Origin of the sequence: Roseivirga sp. 4D4, assembly GCF_001747095.1 — a bacterium.
GTDB lineage: Bacteria > Bacteroidota > Bacteroidia > Cytophagales > Cyclobacteriaceae > Roseivirga.
The window spans coordinates 3,437,521-3,456,763 of the sequence record NZ_MDGP01000001.1 but is presented as its reverse complement, the minus strand read 5'-3'; the positions used below and the strand labels follow the sequence as shown (position 1 = coordinate 3,456,763).

Below are 19,243 nucleotides of genomic sequence, written 5' to 3'. Positions count from 1 at the left end.
CTCGTATAAGTATTATGGTTAGCATATTATCTATTTGATTATTTTAGCGCGCTTTAAGAATTGAAAATCATGGAAGAGGTTGTATCAAACGACTTAAAAAAAGAACATCAGGAAAAAATCAATCGAGTTGCTTCTGAAGTAAGTAAAATCGTTGTAGGCCAGGAGTATATGGTCAACCGATTATTGATTGGTCTATTTACTAACGGTCACATTCTCTTAGAAGGTGTTCCAGGTATCGCAAAGACTTTGACAGTTAACACGCTTGCTGAAGTCCTCCATTTAGATTTTCAACGTATCCAGTTTACGCCAGACCTTTTACCTGCAGATTTGGTGGGTACTATGATTTATAACCAGAAGAAAGCCGAATTCGAAGTGAAAAAAGGCCCAATCTTTGGTAATGTAATCCTAGCGGATGAGGTAAACCGTGCTCCTGCAAAGGTGCAATCGGCCTTACTTGAGGCTATGCAGGAAAAGACCGTGACCATTGGTGAAACGAGTTACAAGCTTGACAGACCTTTCATCGTATTGGCTACTCAGAACCCAATCGATCAGGAAGGAACCTATAGCCTGCCGGAAGCACAGATTGACAGGTTCATGTTAAAGGTTAAGGTAGATTATCCTACCAAAGAAGATGAGCTAGAAGTAATGCGCAGGATGGCTAACATGAAATTCCGTCCGGAAATTGAAACGCTACTGACGAAAGAAGACATCTTTGCCATCAGAGATGAGGTGAATGCAGTCACTATATCTGAATCGTTGGAGAAATATATCATTGAACTGGTTTTCGCTACACGCCATCCAAAAGAGTATGGCCTAGACGAAGAAGCCTATTATATGCAGTTCGGAGCTTCTCCAAGAGCTTCGATTAACTTAAACCTTGCAGCTAAGGCAATCGCTTTCTTTAATCAGCGTGACTATGTATTACCAGAGGACATCAAAGAGATTGCTTCTGATGTACTGAATCACAGAGTTATACTCAATTATGAAGCTGAGGCTGATGGTATTACCACCGAACAGATCATAGAGAAGCTCCTAAAGAAGATTCCAATCAATCACTAAGGCTCTCCTTAACATTCGCATAATCTTCCTAACACATTGTTAAACAGAATGACAACTATTCTTAACAAAGGCGTAAACGCTTTGTAATTGCTTTCATGTTGTTTTGGGTTTAGAAATTAAAACCTAATCAAAACATGAAACGTTCTCTTAATCAACTATTTAGCCTGCTTTTTGCGGCAGCAATCGCACTGATTGTTTCTGCATGTGGCGAAGATGACCCGCAAATTGCGGCTCCGGTGGTAAGCGGCCCAAATGAGGTCACCGTTACTGAAAATGAATCAACTGCAATAACATTCAACTTAACTCTTCCTGGAGGCTACGCTAGCTCCACTGTTGAGGCCACAGGCGGAACAGCAACCAAAGCGTCTGAGCCTACCGTTGGAGATGTCAGCGGTACCCTAGAAGTATCATACGCTGCCGGGTCTGATGGCGCTGGTTCCGTTACTTTAACTGTTACAGATCAAACAGGTAATTCTACTACAACAACCGTTATCATTGAAATTGGCGAAGTACAGAGAAACTTCAATGTTATAGATGCTGATGAAACTAGAAACATTGGTGGACAAGATGTGGCATTCAATCAAAAACGAGTTTCTGGATCATTCAACGAAGACTTTACTTTTACGAATGACCATATCTGGATCATTGACGGTCGTGTGATTGTAGAGCCAGGAGTAACACTTACAATTCAGCCAGGTACAATAGTTAAAGGACTAGGCGAGCAAGGTGCATTAGCTTCAGTACTTCTTGTTGCTAGAGGTGCAGATATCCAGGCAAATGGTACAGCCAATGATCCAATCGTGTTTACTTCTTATCTAGATAATATTAATGTTGGTGAATTTGCTTCTACACTTGATATTGAAAATGACTTAGGTCTTTGGGGTGGTGTAATTATTCTTGGAAACGCCCCAATCGTTGCTCAGGCAAACGAAGTTCAAATTGAAGGTATCCCTTCTTCGGTAACGGCTGGTATCTACGGTGGTAGCGATCCGGCAGACAACTCTGGTTCTTTCACCTACTGCTCTATTAGATACACTGGCCAGCAATTAGGCCCAGGTAATGAGCTTCAAGGCTTAACCCTTGGTGGTGTAGGTTCTGGAACTGTAATCAGCCATGTTGAATCTATCAACTCTGCTGATGATGGTGTTGAAATCTTCGGTGGAACAGTTAACATTTCAAACTTCATTGTATTGAACCCTGACGATGATGGTTTCGATGCTGATCAAGGATGGTCTGGTACTGCAGATAATATCGTTTACATCGGTGCTTCTACTTCTGCTGGTTTCGATTCTGATCACCCATTTGAATTAGATGGCCCTGAAGGAAACGATGCAGGAGAGCCTGAAATTGGAAAATTCACTAATGGCTCTATATGGGGTAGAAGCGCTTCTGACTTCGCTGACCTTAGAGACGGTGCTCAGTACGATCTAAAAGACATCTACTTCTTTGGTTTCAAAGCAGGTGTTGATCTAGAGCTTGATGCTGATGGATCTACTGATCCTAACGATGCTTCAAAAAAGCTATCTGACAACCCTACGATTTCTGATAATTACGCGAATGACATTGTTGCTTTCTCTGGCTTACAATTCAATGGTTTGGATAGAGATGGAGCTACTTCATTCACAGATATCACAAAAATTTTAAATGACAAGTTGGATGCTTCAATTGCCTCTGTTGCTGACAGAGCAGCCCAAGTAACCAACAATGAAGACGTAAAATTTCCTGGTGCTAACAGTATTGTTACCACCGCTAACAAGTCTGTTGGTGCAGATGTATCAGTATTAGGCTGGTCATACACTTCAGCTTTAGGACTATTGGCCAATTTCTAATAAGAAAGACCATATCGCAAGAACTTTGCTCGTGAGCTCTGCTCACGGGCAATTTTATTTAGTAAGAAATACTAACACTGATTTATAATGAAAAATCTAAAATTTGTTTTACTCTTATCTTTGATTGCCTTCGGTCAAAGTGCGTTTGCCCAAAAAGGGAAGATAAGAGGCACCGCTTATGAACGCTCTAATGGGGAGGGTATGTACAGTGTACAAATCTTCATTCCAGAAGTGTCTTCTGGTACAGTTACTGACTTTGATGGAAAGTTCGAAGTTGAACTAACGCCAGGCACCTATACACTTCAAGCCAAATTCATCGGATTTACTACCGTAACAATTAGTGACGTGGTGGTAAAAGCCGGAGAAGTCACGCTTATCGAAGCCATCTGGATGGAAGAAGCCGTTTCAGAGCTAGATGAGATTGTAGTAACAGCTGAGGCTATACGTACTACAGACATCGCGTTATTACAGGCAAAGCGAAAGTCGGCAAATTTAATTGATGGTATTTCATCACAACAAATCAAAAGATCTGGTGACAGTGATGTTGCCGGAGCGATTAAAAGAGTACCTGGGGTGTCTATCCAAGGTGGACAATACGTATTTGTAAGAGGTCTAGGAGATCGTTACACAAAGACCATCCTGAATGGAATGGAAGTTCCTGGATTAGATCCAGATAGAAACGCCATCCAAATCGACATCTTCCCTACATCACTAATTGACAATATCGTTGTCTATAAAAACTTTACCCCCGACCTAAGCGCTGACTTTGTGGGAGGAACTGTCAATATCGAGACCAAGGATTTTCCAGATGAGAAAACCATGAACCTCTCTTTTAGCCTAGAGTATAACCCAAACATGCACTTTAGAAATGACTTCTTAGGATATGCTGGAGGCGGTACTGACTTTCTAGGTTTTGATGATGGCACAAGAGGTTTGCCATTTGACGGAAGAAACGGTGACATCCCTTCTCCAATCCTTCGTGACCCACAAACAGAAGACATCACAAGGTCTTTTGATCCAACAATGGCCGCTGCTGAGCAGTCAAACTTTGCCAATATTAGTTTCGGATTCTCTACTGGAGATCAGCTTGATTGGAAAGGAAGAAAATTGGGCTACATCGCAGCCCTCAATTACAACAACTCTTCTACCTTTTATGAAAATGCCATTGATGCTGCGGAAGTAAAGCCAAGTCAAAGAGATGACTTCGGCCTTATCTCAGATACTCGATTCGAAGGAGGCTTAGGTATTCAAGATGTTCAATTGAGTGGTTTAGCGGGTCTTTCTTTAAAGACTGATAAAAACAAGTACCGATTCCAAGCCATGCATATCCAGAATGGTACGCAGCGTGCGGCAAATAGAACCAGAGTACGTTCGAACAACAACTTCAACACAGCGATAGTGGACAACTTGGAGTACACCGAGCGTTTCCTTACCAACTTCTTGTTAGCTGGAGAGCACTACTTTAATCAAAGCGATGCCAAGCTAGAGTGGAAAGTTTCTCCTACTTTCTCTACCATCAATGATAAAGACATCAGAATTACTCCATTCACAATCGATGATGGTTCTATCGCGATCAACCCACAAGAAGGTGGCGAGCCAAATAGAATTTGGAGGCTACTTACTGAGCAGAACTATGTGGCTAAAGTAGATTACACGCAGAATTTTGCTTTCAAGGGTAGAGAATCAAAATTCAAAGTTGGTGTTAGCAATATTTACAAAACAAGAGATTACGAAATCCAGAACTTCGTTGCCTCTATCAGAGGAAACCAAGACCTATTGAACCTTGACTCTAACCCAGACAGATTGTTTGCTGAGGAGAACATTTGGACGCCAGACAGAGGAACAGGAGTTTATGTACAAAACAACTTCAACCTTTCAAATGCTTACGAAGGTCGCATTAATACACTAGGTGCATACGCGATGAGCGAACTGGCGCTTACTCCAAAGCTTAAAACCATCCTTGGCTTAAGAGTTGAGCAGTATGATCAATGGTATACTGGTGTAAACCAAGCAGGTGCTAACCCTAATGATCCTACAGGAAGAGTTTTCGAAGATGACAAAGTGTTGAGTTCATTTGAGTTCTTCCCATCTGTCAATTTCGTGTACAACGTAGTTGAGAATTCTAACATTAGAGCTTCTTATGCAAGAACAATCGCAAGGCCTTCGTTCAAAGAAAAGTCTACCGCAGAGATACAGGATGTGCTTACGGGCAGAACCTTCATCGGTAACATTGACCTAGTAGAAACTACTATCGATAACTTTGATATCCGTTGGGAGTACTTCTTTGGAAGAGGTGAGACTATCTCAATCGGTGGTTTTATTAAGGACTTCACTAATCCGATTGAGTTAATTAGATCAGAGACTGCTGCTAATGACTTTACTCCTAGAAATGTGGGTAATGCCGAAATCACTGGGCTTGAGCTAGAAGTGAGAAAGAGCCTTGCCTTCATCACTCCAAAACTGGAAAACTTGACGTTCATCACTAACATCACAGTAACAGATGCTAAAGTGAACTTAAACGCTGCCGAGCAAATCGGTCGAATCAATGGTTTAAGAACTGGTGAGACTTTCAACTTGACGAGAGACTTCGTTGGGCAGCCTCCTTACATTGTAAACGCTTCATTCAACTATACTGACTTTGAAAACTTCTGGGAAGCCAGCGTGAGTTACAATGTTCAGGGAAGAACATTAGCCGTTGTAGGTGTTAACCGTACGCCTGATACATATGATGTTCCGTTCAATAGTTTAAATCTGAATATTCAAAAAGGCTTTGGTGTTGACGGTCAACATGTTATTGGTTTAAGAGTCAACAACCTATTGGGTGACTTAAGAGAGAGAGAGTTTGAATCTTTTATGAGTGCAAATGCGATAGAGACTCGTAGAGATCCTGGAACATCTTTCAGATTAAAATATAGCTACAACTTCTTAAGGTAGTATAATTGATATAATGTCGAAGCCCCTACATTGCTGTAGGGGCTTTTTTTATGCCCAAAAGTCTATATTCGTAGAACATATTCGGCACCAATTTGCTTTTAACTATATGTCTCAGAAGATATTGATTACCGGGGGTACCGGCCTTGTAGGTTCCGTCCTTATTCCAATGCTCAAGGCCAAAGGTCATAAGATTGTTGTCTTAAGCCGGACCAAGAAAGAACATCCTGATTATGAAGTTTTTGAATGGGATTATAAGCGTGACTATCTGGAAGAAGGTGCCTTAGCAGGTGTAGATACCATTATGCATCTGGCAGGTGCTGGTGTCGCTGATGCCAAGTGGACGCCAGAGCGGAAAGACGAAATCTACAATAGCCGAATTAAAACATCCCTGCTCTTACACAATGAGCTTCAAAAAGGAGGGCATCAAGTTAAAACCTTCGTGGCGGCTTCTGCCATTGGGCTCTATGGCGATGACACGGGCAATCAATTGATTAGAGAGACCATGCCGGTAGGTCATAATTTCCTGGCGCATGTCACTGATGCCTGGGAAACCGCCACCAATAAAATCAGTTCATTGGGCATTCGATTGGTACAGCTTAGAATAGGCATTGTTCTAAGTAAGGACGGGGGTGCTCTTGTTGAATTACTCAAACCGCCCGTTGCCGCTCCCTTAGGAAAAGGGAAGCAATATATGAGCTGGATTCATATTGTTGATCTGGCTCAGATGTTTATTGAGTCTGCTGAAAATGAAAGTTATGTTGGCGCTTACAATGCCGTAGGGCCAAAGCCAGAAACGAATAGAGATTTTACTAAGAAAGCTGCGAAGGCTTTCGGAAAAGTCTTTCTACCAATTCCAGTTCCATCCCTTGTATTAAAGCTTATGCTAGGGGAAATGGCCTCCATTGTTTTAGGTGGAAGCAGGATCAGTAGCCAAAAGATTGAGGAGGCAGGTTTTAAATTTCGCTTTCCTAAATTGGAAAAGGCCCTAGACGACCTTAGTACCAAGTAAGGGAACAAGAATTCATTTAACCTTTACATTACTTGATCGTTAATGGTAAGCCGAACTGACTAAATTGGCATAAGCCGCGTTAATAGTCCGCACAAAGTAGAATACATATGACAAACGAAGATAAAATCAAACAAGCCTTTAAAGACCGTAACTGGAACGAGATCAAAACCCATGACTCATGGGTAATTTTCAAAGTGATGGCGGAAATGGTCGAAGGTTTTGAAAAACTGGCAAAAATCGGTCCCTGTGTCTCCATTTTTGGATCTGCCAGAACTCAGCCAGACAATGAATATTATACCATGGCCGAAGAAATTGCTGCTAAACTGGTAAGACATGGTTATGGTGTCGTAACAGGCGGTGGACCCGGTATCATGGAAGCTGGTAACAAGGGAGCACAAAGTGAAGACGGTAAATCCGTAGGTTTGAACATCGAGTTGCCTCATGAGCAGGGTAACAACATTTACATAGATCCAGATAAATTGATCTCATTTGACTACTTCTTTGTCAGAAAGGTCATGTTTGTCAAGTACTCTCAAGGCTTTATTGTAATGCCCGGAGGCTTCGGCACCTTGGATGAGCTTTTTGAAGCCATCACCTTAATCCAAACCAATAAAATCGGTCGCTTCCCGATCGTTTTAGTAGGTACTGAATTCTGGGGAGGGTTGTTGGACTGGGTAAAAGGCACCATGCTTTCATTTGGCAACATCAGTCCACAAGATTTAGATTTAATCAACTTAGTAGATACTCCAACCGATGCCGTTAAGGTGATTGATGAATTCTATTCTAAATACCTCCTATCACCGAACTTCTAATGATCAAACACATACTTTTTGACTGTGATGGTGTACTGATAGATACGGAAATCGTGGCTGCTGAAGTAGTCACTGATTGGCTCAATAGTGAGAACGTAGCCATCGACATTGAGGAGTTTATCCGTGATTACACGGGTAAGACATTCACTGACATCATCAATATCCTGAAAAAAAAAGGGAGCCTAAGCCCCGACTTAGACCTAAGCTTAGTTGTACCTGAACTAGATAGCGAAATTCGAGATAATCAGCGTCCCATTGATGGTGTTTGGGAAATGTTAGATTCATTGAATACGGCAAGGTCCGTGGTGTCCAACAGTGCTAAAGACTATGTGGAACTGGCACTGGAAAAGCTTAAAATCACACATCATTTTGAAGGCAGAATTTACTCTGCTGAAATGGTAGCCAAAGGCAAACCAGACCCAGGAGTCTATTTGCTCGCCCTTGAAAAACTATCCGTGACAAGGGACGAGGTACTTGTTGTTGAGGATAGCGTAGCGGGTGTGGTGGCTTCAAAAGCAGCAGGACTAAAGACTATCGGCTATTTGGGGGGAAGTCATGTGAGACAAGGTCATGGCGATCAATTATTAATGGCAGGAGTTGATGCTTTAGTGCAAGATCATGTCGCCTTAACACATTACTTATCTGAGTATTAAAAGATTCCTAGCTTCACCACCACGCCAAAACTAAGGCTGTTAAGAGCACTTCCAGCCGCAATTTGGTCCGAATTACTCTGATAATTCAGTGTAGTGTCAGTCGTGTATCGATAACTGAGTGAGGCTCCTACTCTTATAAACTTAAGGAGGTTAGCTTCCACTGCCACACCAGGTTCAATTACCGCGAAGGCCTGAGAATCTTCGATTAGAGCATTCCCGAGATTCAGACCTCTGTCTACCTGCTGCATATAGGCAACTCCACCTCCACCAATCAATATTGGAAATGATAGATGAATTTTGTCCGATGGTCTGGGTGTATATTCTACGAAAAAGCCTCCGTAACCTCCTGCAAGACGGTAGTCATTCGAAAGAACCTGGTCATTCTCAACTGCTCTTTGCACCGCATAGCCAGATAGTCCAAAGCCCCATCTTCTGTTTTTTAACCAAACCAAACTGCCCCCCATTTGAATACCTGACTTACCTCCAACTTGCGTTAAGCCGGTATAAGATGTAGCATAGGCCCTGAACTTCTTTTCTTCATTTTGCCTTTCCTCTTGACGTTGAAGCCGTTTGAGTGCTTTCTGCTCTTTAGCTAAAGTTCTTTTACGCTTCTTACTTTCCAGATAACTACTGTCAATAGCAGTCTCGGGAAAATTCAATCTTGGGGAAGAAAAAGTCCTCTTCTCAAAACTGAGATACTTCTCATTCCTAATCACATGGATATTAGTATCAAGGCTTGAAACTAAAGTAGTCGACTCATTACTAGCTGTTTGAATTTCTTCTTGAGCCACCAAGACCTTCGATTGCTGTTCAACCTCTTTCGAACCTCTAATTGTAGTCGTGTCAACTTTCTTTTCCTGGACCGGCCTGACTCTCGGTTTTGACCTCAGCTCCACTTTTTTAACCTCACTACCCTCTTTCGCAGCTGTTTGGCCTTTAGGCTTATCCCTTTTCTTCGGCCTGATGATAACCTTCGAGCCTTTTTCCTGAAAATCGACCTTTACTCCCTTAAAAATTTCTTTTAACAGCACCCTTAGGGTGACATGCCTAAAGCCCCCAGATACTTTCTGCTGCAGATCAAATGCACTTGATGAGTAGACAAAAACCAAGCCTTCATGGTTTGATTCCAAAGTCTTTAGTACATCAACTATCGTTTGACCCTCCAATCGATAGGTCACCTTTTGATCCAAAAAAGGCTGGTTCTCCTGTGCTTGCACAACACAGGAGAAAGCCAAAAATGATAGTATAATTCTAATCTTGAGCACTTCGGTTTTAGTCCCTAAAACTTACCAAACTTAAGCGTCACCCCACCAGAAAGACCTCTCAAGGCATCTTTTGGAGCAATCGCCTGACCTGAACTGGCATAATTAAGCTCAATATCCGAAGTATGACGATAACTTACACCAAAGGCAACACGCATAAATTTGATCACATTCAATTCCAATTCTATTCCTGGTTCAACTACAAAGAAGGCCTGACTGTCTTCTTCAAAGAAATCAAAGTCACCTCCTCTAAACGAGTTGTGCGCTCGTGAATAAGCAATACCTCCCGCTCCGATCGTAATCGGGAAGCTCAGGTGTACAGGACTTTCAGGGTTCACTATAAATTCTAAGAATAAGCCCCCGTATCCACCGATATATTCATAGCGATTATTCAATTGAGTGTCAGTCCGTGCTTCCGTGAGAAAGCCTGTCCCGGCAAGGCCAATTCCTATTCTGTGATTAATGAGCCAGGCACCTCTGCCCCCAATTAAAATCGCATCACGATTGTCAATACTGGAGTAGCTCGTGGTGATACCTCCATAACCCCCGTGCGAATAGATTCCTCCGTTTCCGAAGAGGGTTTTCATCTCTCGATCTTCTTGTGAAAAGGCCAGAGTTGCTATTAATAGTAAGCAAATTGTAATTGTTGTTTTTTTCATGACTTTTGGTTTTTTGATATTCCGTTAAAAATGAGTTCTATATGAATTACTTGCTAAAAGGCCATAGTTGTCCAATAGTGATTAAATCACATGCAGCTATTACCAACTTTCCAGTTTCTTAGAGTTATCTGTTTACAGGGCAATGACTAAAATTCGCAGCCCTTTCCACTCAATTGATAGAGTTGACCATTTTGTTTTATTTCTATATTAAAAAGTAGCGCTATAGTCTCGAGCACACCATCAAGGGACTCGTTTTCAAACGTAGTAGTCAGTGGACAGTCCAAAAAGTCCTTATCTTCAATCTCAAGCACTACATTATATAAGCTTGAGATTTCACCAATCACTTCTTTCATTGGTGCATCCTCAAAAGTAAGTGTGCGGGTTTTCCATGACATAAAGTTTGGGTTGTCATTATCCCTTTTGGTCACCTCACCTTTCGCATCGACCACAACCATTTGTCCTGGTGTCAGTGTGACTCTTTGATTCCCTTTTGTAAAGCGCACCTTACCCGTTGCCAATACAAGCTCCAGAGATTCACCCTCTCCCTCGCTCACCGTGAAAGTGGTTCCCAACACTTCAGTTGTTGTGCCATCGGCCATCACCCTAAAAGGCTTTTCAGGATTGTGAGCAATATCAAAATATGCTTCTCCACTTAGTGTCACTTCTCTGGTAGAGGTAGAAAATTCCTCAGGATAGTCTAGCGTAGCTCCCTCGTTTAGCCAAACGGTTGAACCATCCGCCAAAACCACTTCTAGGGGATCAGTTGAGGCCATCGCCTGCCTCATTATGACCTCTCCTGGCCTGAGTAGAAAGACTGAAATTGCTGCAATCAATAAGACTGCAGCGGCATACTTCCAGATTTGCCACTTAGAGCCTACGCCTTTCTCATTTTGACCGATTTTACCTCGAATGGATCGCCAGTTCTTATCTAGATCTATCGCTTCAAAGTCCTTTAAGCTTTCTGACTTTTCCCAAACCAATCTTATCTTATCCAGTTCTAACTGATTTGCAGGATCGCTATTAAGCCAATCTTCCACTTGCCTGTTCTCCTCGGCACTAGTCTCTTGCTTCAAGTAGTCGATCAATAAATGATCCGATATGATGGCCTTTTCTTTCATTAACTTTCAACATTATGACGAGCCTAGTGAAAAACACACGTAAGTCCCTTCAAAAAATTTACTAAAACAGCCTTGAAAGGATTATAATCAAGAGATTGACGTACGGCAGTACATCTTTTCTCAATCGCTTCAAGGCATTACTCACCTGCGTTTCTACTGTTCTTTTTGAGATATCCAGTTCTTCTGCAATCTCCTGATTCCGCTTTCCGTCAAAGCGACTCATCTTAAAGATTAACTGGCACTGATCTGGCAATACTGAAATCGCTTTCGCAATCCTTTCTTCAAGTTCGGATTGTTCCATCGTGTCATTCCAGTCGGCAGACTCTGCAACACTCAATAATTTGAATTGATCGTGATGATCTGACTTTGACTTTAACGACCGCAGATAGTCGATTGATTTGTTTCTAACCGATTGAAAGAGAAACGCTTTAAGCGAAGTGTGAAATTGGATGGACCTTCTGTTTTCATAAAGTTTGAGCAAAACCTCTTGAACCAAATCCTCAGCCACACTCAAGTCTTGCACAAACTTTTTTGAGAATACGGTAAGTACCTTGAAGTAGGCTTGAAAAACCTCTTCAAAGGCCTTTTCACTGCCTTGCGACAGTTGCTGTTGAAGCCTGATCTCGTCTTGGTCGTGCACGATGGTCAAAAATACTTCGAAAATTTATGCGATGACGAATTGCACAATAAAATTCCTTTCTTTACTTTGTAACTCAAAGTACTTTTAAAATGGAAAAAGATTACTTAAAAGACATTTCTGAGATTCGCTCCATTATGGAGAAGTCATCTCGGTTTATCTCGTTGAGTGGATTATCAGGAGTCATGGCCGGTATCTATGCACTGATTGGTGCCGCCATTGCACACGAACTTGTTTATACGAGCGAGATCATCGTATATGAACAACTGGTATTGCGCGATGTCCGTGGAAACCTAACCGCATTGATAATCATTGCCTTATCCGTGTTGCTCCTAACCATCATCACAGGGATTCTTCTCACAAAGCGAAAGGCAAAGAAGGAAGGTGTGAAGACCTGGGATGAGACCACGAAGCGATTGTTGGTTAACCTTTTCATTCCATTGATCGCTGGAGGTATTCTCGTGATCATTTTCTACAATCAAGGCTTGATAGCACTCATTGCGCCAGTCACTTTGATCTTTTATGGTATGGGCCTCATCAATGCGAGTCACTATACCTATAGAGACATTCGGTATTTGGGAATTTCAGAGGTAATATTGGGGCTTATTGCCAGTGCAGTCTTAGGTTACGGGCTTTTAATTTGGGCTTTGGGCTTTGGTGTACTACACATAGTCTATGGAGCCATGATGTACTTTAAATACGAACGTTGAAAGTAGATATTCACAAGCTGAATAAAGCCTTTGAAAACAGGGTACGATTAGGGATTATGTCTGCTCTAATAGCCGGTGAAGCGATGGATTTTAACCGGCTAAAAGAGCTGCTCGATGTTACAGACGGTAACTTGGCAAGTCACTTAAAAGCGCTGGAAAAAGAGGCTTTTGTCGAGGTTCAAAAGTCCTTTATCGGCCGAAAGCCGAATACAAAATATAGGGTCACAAAACCGGGTAAAAAAGCCTTTAATGAGCATATCAATGCACTTGAAGCACTCATAAAAAAGCAAACAGGGAAAGGGTAATATTTTTTTATTCTTTCACTTTGAACTACAAAGTACTTTTAAATGAAATAAAATATGGAACAAAAACAAGAATCTACCTTTGAAAAGGTAAACAACGCCATTAAGAATTCCATCAGCATCAAGCTGCTGAGCATTGGATTTCTCATCGCTATACTCCTCATTCCACAATCGATGATAAAATCCCTTATCAGCGAACGGCAATCGAATCAATTTGTAGCGGTTAACGAAGTATCTGACAGTTGGGCAGCACCTCTCGAACTCACAGGCCCCATCTTGACCATCCCTTTTGAGGTCGTATATAGCGATAAGGACAAGACCTATCGTACTAAGAAGTACGCTCATTTTCTACCAGAAGAATTACTTATTGATGGGGCACTAAACCCAGAGACTCGCAAACGGGGAATTTATGAAGTGATTGTTTATTCGACCTCTTTGGCCCTAAAAGGGAAGTTCGGCAAAATTGATATGAAGCAATTCACTGATCAGCCACAGCACATTCTCTGGCAAGAAGCAACGCTAAGCATTGGTATTCCGGATATGAGAGGGATTCAATCGGATATACAGTTTCAGCTTGAAGATACAGCTTATAGAATGGAGTCAGGGATTCCCGATTTTCTTCATCTTGACTTAGACCAAAACGATCTGCGCTATGGTTCAGTAAGCGTCCGAAATAGTAAAAATCAAACAGGAGTCAACAGCAGGGTCAAAATCGATGAAAAACAAAAGCAAACCAGCTTCTCTGTTGATTTGGATATAAGAGGAACGAAAACCCTCATGTTTAATCCAGTTGGCAAAACCACAAAAGTTAAACTGACATCAAGCTGGCCTCACCCGAGTTTCGAAGGGCAATTTCTACCGAATGATCATCAAATCTCGGAAGACGGATTCACAGCAGAATGGTCGGTATTCGACCTCAATCGAAATTACCCACAGCAGTGGATTGGTGAAGCCCATAGCATCAGCAATGCTGACTTTGGGGTTAACCTTTATCAACCTGTAGACAACTATCAACAGAATACGCGTTCGGCCAAGTATGCCGTGCTGATTCTATTCCTCACTTTTATCTCATTCTTCTTTATTGAGGTTTTGAATAAGAAGAAGATTCATCCGATTCAATACATTCTCGTTGGTCTGACACTTACAATATTCTATACATTACTGCTTTCTCTTTCTGAATTGATCGGCTTTGGTGGAGCTTATTGGGTTGCCTCTTCCATCATAATCGTTATGCTCACCTCCTATTCGCTTTCCATTCTTAAGAGCAGAAAGCTGGCTGGTTTCATGTTGCTGTTTTTTACCATGATATACAGTTTCATTTTCGTCATTCTCAGAATGGAAGATTTCTCATTATTAGTGGGAAGCTTTGGCCTCCTGATTGTTCTCGGTTTCTGCATGTACCTATCCAGAAAAGTAGACTGGTATAATATCAAATCAACTAAAAATGGACTCTCTCATGAAAGCGCTTAAACTCAAAATATTGCTCAGAGGAGGATTGTTCCTCCTCCGGGCTTACTGCTGGATAAGACAAAAGAAAAACAAGGAAAGAATGGTAGCAGCCATGTTGTTAATACCTGCCATGATTCTCCTTATGCCGACATATACGTTCACACTCACTTTGCTGCAGTCTTTTCTGTTCCAAGCCATGTTGGTCTATGGCATTTTCAGCATCATTTGGATCTTCAAACATCACTATCGATTGGCAGGGATAAATTTTAGCATTTATCTGCTGCTACTCATCAAGATCAATAGCCCCATCGACATGGGGTATAGTGTAAGCCAAGGCAAGGAAGAGTTGAAGGTGATGCAATTCAATGTACATGCTGTGAATACCACCTTCGAGGAAACCATTGATCGTGTTATCCAATTAAGCCCTGATTTTATCTCTTTTCAGGAAGTTGCACCAGTGTGGGCCGAAAAACTTGAAGAAGGCCTGAAAGCCGATTTCCCTTATTATACCGTAATGACCCACCCTTTAGAAAGTCAAGGAATTGCCGTTTTTAGTAAGTATCCGCTGATCGAAACCGAAAGGGTGATTTGGGCAGGTACCGCCAATATCACAGGCAAAGTGCAGGTGGGAGAAGAGCAAATCAACTTCCTGGCCCTACATACCATGTCGCCCACAACAAAAAACCGATGGGACTATCGGAATGCTCATATTCAAGCGGCTAAAAGGTTCATTCAGGAAAGAGAAGGTGAGTTTTTGGTCTTGGGAGACTTTAATACAGTGCCATGGGATAAACGCTTGATCAGTTTTAAGTCTAGTACTGACTTAAAGGACAGCCGCAAGAAGCTGACACCAACTTATCCTACATGGAACCCTTTTGTAGCTCAGATCCCTATAGACTACATCTTCCATTCCAAGGGTATTGGCTGTGACTCACTAAACGCGGTAACAATTACCTCAGATCACAAAGCGATTATGGGCACTTTTCAGATTGCAGGATGATGCATGACTCAAGAACCTTAAAGTACCTCATCAGAGGGTTTCTCATTCTTTTGACTTATGTAATACTAACCTTAATCACGAGTAGTCATTTACCACTCGAGTGGCACGATGAGGGGTTGAAATTCGAGTATGACTTGACTCTAATTTTGGCCACTCCATTGCTCGTCTTTATCCTGGTCATTTTAGACTATTTAAACAACAAAAACCAACGATCGTTCTTTATCAACTTTATTCTGGGAATTCCGCTATCCATTATTAGCCTACTAGCAGTTCTGTTCTTATATAGGAGTTTTGATTCAAGCAGGGGAAATGAAAAAGTGCTGTTCGAAAACCGTTTCAAAAATGGACAAACGATTATTTCCAGAACTCGATACTGGGAAAGCGAACCCAACAAAACTTCCATTCACAGAGTTATAAAATTGGGTGATTGTTTTCAATGGACTACCAAATACGATACAGCTAATATAAATCTGTATAGGTGGGTACCAATAAATCCATAATTCCTTTAAGCTTATGAAGACATTTCTCAACATAAAACTTGTTTGCTTTCTGTTCGATTGCCTGGTCGTAGGCCTTGTACTTTATGCATTAGTACACCCCGTTTTAGCCAAAACAGTACTACCTTAATAAGTCTCTGTTTCTTAGAAAACTTAGTTGCAATTACCCACTGAAATCAAGACCTTTGTGAATTCTGCATTTTGCAGTCCAATTCATGGAAAAACTCAAGGAAAACACCTCTATCGATCTTGCCCCCGTAGACCTTTCTGGTCACGAAAACATCGAAATTTTCGGTGCCCGGGAGCATAATCTGAAGAATATTGATACGGTGATTCCTCGGAACAAACTGGTGGTAATCACTGGTATCTCCGGCTCCGGAAAATCCTCTCTCGCATTTGATACCATCTATGCCGAAGGCCAGCGCAGGTATATGGAAAGTTTTTCGGCCTATGCCCGTTCTTTTATCGGGGATATGGAGCGCCCAGATGTTGATAAAATCAACGGGTTGAGCCCAGTCATCTCTATTGAGCAGAAGACTACCTCTCGTAATCCGCGATCCACCGTAGGTACACTCACCGAGATTTATGATTTCCTTCGACTTCTCTTTGCGCGAACGGGTGTAGCCTATTCCTACCTGACGGGAAAGGCAATGATCCGCCAATCAGAAGATCAGATTGTCGATCACCTGATTCAAAACTTTGATAAGCAGAAGCTCATCCTGCTGGCTCCAGTAGTAAAAGGAAGGAAGGGTCATTATCGTGAGTTATTCGTTCAGATCAGAAAAATGGGCTTCACCAAAGTGCGTGTCGATGGCGTGGTGATGGATATGGTGCCCAAAATGCAAGTCGATCGGTATAAGACGCATGATATTGAGATTGTAGTTGACCGTATCATTGCTGAGGCTGAAGATCGTTATCGCATTACACAAAGTGTCAAAACGGCACTTTCCCATGGTAAGGGGGTGATGATGGTTCGAGACGAAGAGACCAAGATCCATCACTTTTCGAAATATCTGATGGACCCTGAAACAGGATTGTCCTACGATGAGCCAGCTCCGAACAACTTCTCTTTTAACTCACCCTATGGTGCTTGCCAGACCTGCAATGGACTGGGGCAGATTGAAGAGATCAGTAAAGAAAATGTTGTTCCAGATAAAAGCTTGAGCATTAGCCGTGGTGGTATCGCCCCGCTTGGAGACTATCGCGATATCTGGATCTTTAAAAAGATTGACGCCATTCTGAAGCGTTATAAGGTTAACCTTTCCACCCCAATAGAAAAGATTCCTGAAGAGGTGATGGACGTCATTCTTTATGGGGATGATGTTCCAGTCGCGGTAAGTTCAAAAAAGTACCCCGGTACAGAATGGAGCACCAAGTTTGAGGGCATCATAAAGTTTCTGGAAAAGCAGAAAGACGAAGGAACGGAGAAGACCAAACGATGGATTGAAGACTTTATGTCCATCAAAACCTGTCCGTCCTGCAATGGTGATCGTCTCAAGAAAGAATCCCTTCACTTCAAAATTGCGGATACCAACATTGCGCAGCTCGCCCGAATGGACATCACTCAACTGAGCAATTGGTTTGTGGGTGTGGAAGATCGGATGACGGAGAAGCAGAGACAGATTGCTCCGGAAATTCTAAAAGAGATTAGAAAGCGCATCGGCTTTTTGCTCGATGTAGGTCTAGACTATTTAACACTAAACCGACCTTTAAGAACCCTTTCAGGGGGTGAAGCCCAAAGGATACGACTGGCTACGCAAATCGGCACTCAGTTGGTTGGTGTGCTGTATATCATGGACGAACCTAGTATTGGTCTTCATCAAAGAGACAATGTGAAGCTGATCAATGCTTTGAAGAACCTACGAGATATTGGCAACACCATTATCGTGGTGGAACACGACAAAGACATGATGCTGGCTTCCGATCACATCATTGATATTGGACCAGGTGCTGGTCGGCACGGGGGTCAGATTGTTGCCGATGGATCGCCAGAGACTTTCTTAAAAGAAGGCGGCATTACGGCTGACTATCTAAAAGGCCAGCGAAACATAGAAATACCTAAGAAGCGAAGAGCTGGAAACGGTGATCAAATTGTACTCAAAGGAGCTGAAGGCAACAATCTTCAGAATGTCACCTTGAAATTGCCTTTGGGTAAAATGGTTTGTGTGACTGGCGTATCTGGAAGTGGGAAGTCCACATTGATTCACGATACCCTGTTCCCAATCCTGAATCAGCATTTCTTCCGTTCTAGAAAGAATCCTCTGGCTTACAAGTCGATTGATGGCCTCAAAAATGTGGACAAAGTGATTGAAGTAGACCAATCACCGATTGGCAGAACGCCAAGGTCTAACCCCGCCACTTATACGGGGGTATTCTCTGACATCAGAACCCTATTTACTGAATTGCCTGAGGCAAAAATCCGGGGCTATAAAGCGGGAAGGTTCTCCTTCAATGTAAAAGGAGGTCGTTGCGAAACCTGCGAGGGTGCCGGAATGAAGCTTATCGAAATGGACTTCTTGCCAAATGTACATGTGCCTTGTGAAACCTGTAAAGGGAAGCGTTACAATCGTGAGACGCTGGAAGTACGATTCAAAGGCAAATCGATCTCCGATGTGCTTGATATGACGGTAGAGCAAGCCGTTGAATTCTTTGAGCATCAGCCAAAGATTTTAAGAAAGATCAAAACCCTTAATGATGTCGGCTTGGGGTATATCTCACTCGGTCAGCATGCGACTACCCTCTCAGGTGGAGAAGCGCAAAGGGTTAAACTAGCCACAGAGCTTTCCAAGAAAGACACTGGAAAAACCCTTTACATTCTTGATGAACCTACCACAGGCCTTCACTTTCAGGACATTCAGCATTTGTTGGATGTTTTGAACCGATTGGTGGATAAAGGAAACTCTGTATTGGTGATCGAGCACAATCTGGATGTGATCAAAGTTTCAGATCATATTATTGATTTAGGTCCAGAGGGAGGAAATGGTGGAGGAACCATTGTAGCCGAGGGAACGCCTGAAAAGGTTGCCAAGAGCACAAAAGGCTATACCGCACAGTTCTTGAAAGAGGAGCTCTCATAGGTACAAAAAAAGATGCTGCCGCTTTCGCGAACAGCACCATCTTCAACCAAAACATTAAAATCGATACAACTATCTCACTCCTCAACAGTCTGTAACCTAACACCAGTTACGGACATCCATTATCGATTCTAATTTCTTTCTAAAATTCTTTTGAAAGCTCACCATTAGAACGGCAAGTGGTCAATATGTATTATACGTGTTGTGCATATTTATTGGATTTTAACATTTCTTAATAA

Annotated in this window: 16 protein-coding genes; 12 read left to right on the top strand and 4 right to left on the bottom strand. The window is 42.2% G+C overall.

All coding sequences use genetic code 11. The features are described from left to right. Nucleotides 1-69 precede the first annotated feature (69 nt). The 6 genes from BFP97_RS15130 (at nucleotide 70) to BFP97_RS15105 (ending at nucleotide 8,296) form a co-directional block, all read left to right on the top strand. Nucleotides 70-1,059, top strand: a complete 990-nt coding sequence (locus BFP97_RS15130; RefSeq protein WP_069843230.1) for an AAA family ATPase — start codon at nucleotides 70-72, stop codon at nucleotides 1,057-1,059. 134 nt (nucleotides 1,060-1,193) lie between these two features. Further along, entirely contained in the window at nucleotides 1,194-2,888 is a 1,695-nt protein-coding gene (locus BFP97_RS15125; RefSeq protein ID WP_083262594.1) for a hypothetical protein, read from the top strand. A gap of 87 nt (nucleotides 2,889-2,975) precedes the next feature. Next, nucleotides 2,976-5,822, top strand: a complete 2,847-nt coding sequence (locus BFP97_RS15120) for a TonB-dependent receptor (RefSeq protein WP_069843229.1) — start codon at nucleotides 2,976-2,978, stop codon at nucleotides 5,820-5,822. A gap of 106 nt (nucleotides 5,823-5,928) precedes the next feature. Continuing rightward, nucleotides 5,929-6,831: a TIGR01777 family oxidoreductase gene (locus BFP97_RS15115; RefSeq protein ID WP_069843228.1), complete on the top strand. Its 903-nt coding sequence runs from the start codon at nucleotides 5,929-5,931 to the stop codon at nucleotides 6,829-6,831. A gap of 107 nt (nucleotides 6,832-6,938) precedes the next feature. Beyond that, nucleotides 6,939-7,643, top strand: a complete 705-nt coding sequence (locus BFP97_RS15110) for a TIGR00730 family Rossman fold protein (protein WP_069843227.1) — start codon at nucleotides 6,939-6,941, stop codon at nucleotides 7,641-7,643. Next, nucleotides 7,643-8,296: an HAD family hydrolase gene (locus BFP97_RS15105; RefSeq protein WP_069843226.1), complete on the top strand. Its 654-nt coding sequence runs from the start codon at nucleotides 7,643-7,645 to the stop codon at nucleotides 8,294-8,296. Before BFP97_RS15110 ends, BFP97_RS15105 begins: the two co-directional genes overlap by 1 nt. On the opposite strand, the gene BFP97_RS15100 is transcribed toward BFP97_RS15105, so the two are convergent. From BFP97_RS15100 to BFP97_RS15085, 4 genes are all read right to left on the bottom strand, one after another. Beyond that, complete coding sequence (locus BFP97_RS15100; protein WP_139135324.1) at nucleotides 8,293-9,561, bottom strand: hypothetical protein; 1,269 nt, start codon at nucleotides 9,559-9,561, stop codon at nucleotides 8,293-8,295. The two genes, BFP97_RS15105 and BFP97_RS15100, sit on opposite strands and share 4 nt — an antisense overlap. Nucleotides 9,562-9,575: 14 nt before the next feature. Further along, nucleotides 9,576-10,217: a hypothetical protein gene (locus BFP97_RS15095; protein ID WP_069843224.1), complete on the bottom strand. Its 642-nt coding sequence runs from the start codon at nucleotides 10,215-10,217 to the stop codon at nucleotides 9,576-9,578. Nucleotides 10,218-10,363: 146 nt separating this feature from the next. Then, on the bottom strand, nucleotides 10,364-11,335 hold the full coding sequence (locus tag BFP97_RS15090) for a FecR domain-containing protein (protein ID WP_069843223.1): 972 nt from the start codon (nucleotides 11,333-11,335) through the stop codon (nucleotides 10,364-10,366). 61 nt (nucleotides 11,336-11,396) lie between these two features. Beyond that, nucleotides 11,397-11,975: an RNA polymerase sigma-70 factor gene (locus BFP97_RS15085; RefSeq protein WP_170827478.1), complete on the bottom strand. Its 579-nt coding sequence runs from the start codon at nucleotides 11,973-11,975 to the stop codon at nucleotides 11,397-11,399. Between the two features lie 89 nt (nucleotides 11,976-12,064). Between BFP97_RS15085 and BFP97_RS15080 the strand changes: the two genes are divergently transcribed. The 6 genes from BFP97_RS15080 (at nucleotide 12,065) to uvrA (ending at nucleotide 19,007) form a co-directional block, all read left to right on the top strand. Further along, complete coding sequence (locus BFP97_RS15080) at nucleotides 12,065-12,682, top strand: hypothetical protein (protein ID WP_069843221.1); 618 nt, start codon at nucleotides 12,065-12,067, stop codon at nucleotides 12,680-12,682. Next, nucleotides 12,679-12,987, top strand: coding sequence for a winged helix-turn-helix domain-containing protein (locus BFP97_RS15075; RefSeq protein ID WP_069843220.1), 309 nt, complete (start codon nucleotides 12,679-12,681; stop codon nucleotides 12,985-12,987). Before BFP97_RS15080 ends, BFP97_RS15075 begins: the two co-directional genes overlap by 4 nt. A 54-nt stretch (nucleotides 12,988-13,041) precedes the next feature. Then, nucleotides 13,042-14,454 (top strand): cell envelope integrity protein CreD, encoded by a 1,413-nt coding sequence (gene creD / locus BFP97_RS15070; RefSeq protein ID WP_069843219.1) that lies wholly within the window; start codon nucleotides 13,042-13,044, stop codon nucleotides 14,452-14,454. Further along, the gene (locus BFP97_RS15065; protein WP_221406610.1) at nucleotides 14,441-15,433 is read left to right on the top strand and encodes an endonuclease/exonuclease/phosphatase family protein; all 993 of its coding nucleotides are present in this window, start codon (nucleotides 14,441-14,443) and stop codon (nucleotides 15,431-15,433) included. Before creD ends, BFP97_RS15065 begins: the two co-directional genes overlap by 14 nt. Next, nucleotides 15,430-15,933 carry a hypothetical protein gene (locus BFP97_RS15060; RefSeq protein WP_139135323.1) on the top strand — a complete coding sequence of 168 codons (504 nt, stop codon included), beginning with the start codon at nucleotides 15,430-15,432 and terminating at the stop codon, nucleotides 15,931-15,933. Before BFP97_RS15065 ends, BFP97_RS15060 begins: the two co-directional genes overlap by 4 nt. 212 nt (nucleotides 15,934-16,145) lie before the next feature. Beyond that, on the top strand, nucleotides 16,146-19,007 hold the full coding sequence (gene uvrA / locus BFP97_RS15055; protein ID WP_069843216.1) for an excinuclease ABC subunit UvrA: 2,862 nt from the start codon (nucleotides 16,146-16,148) through the stop codon (nucleotides 19,005-19,007). Nucleotides 19,008-19,243: the final 236 nt, after the last annotated feature.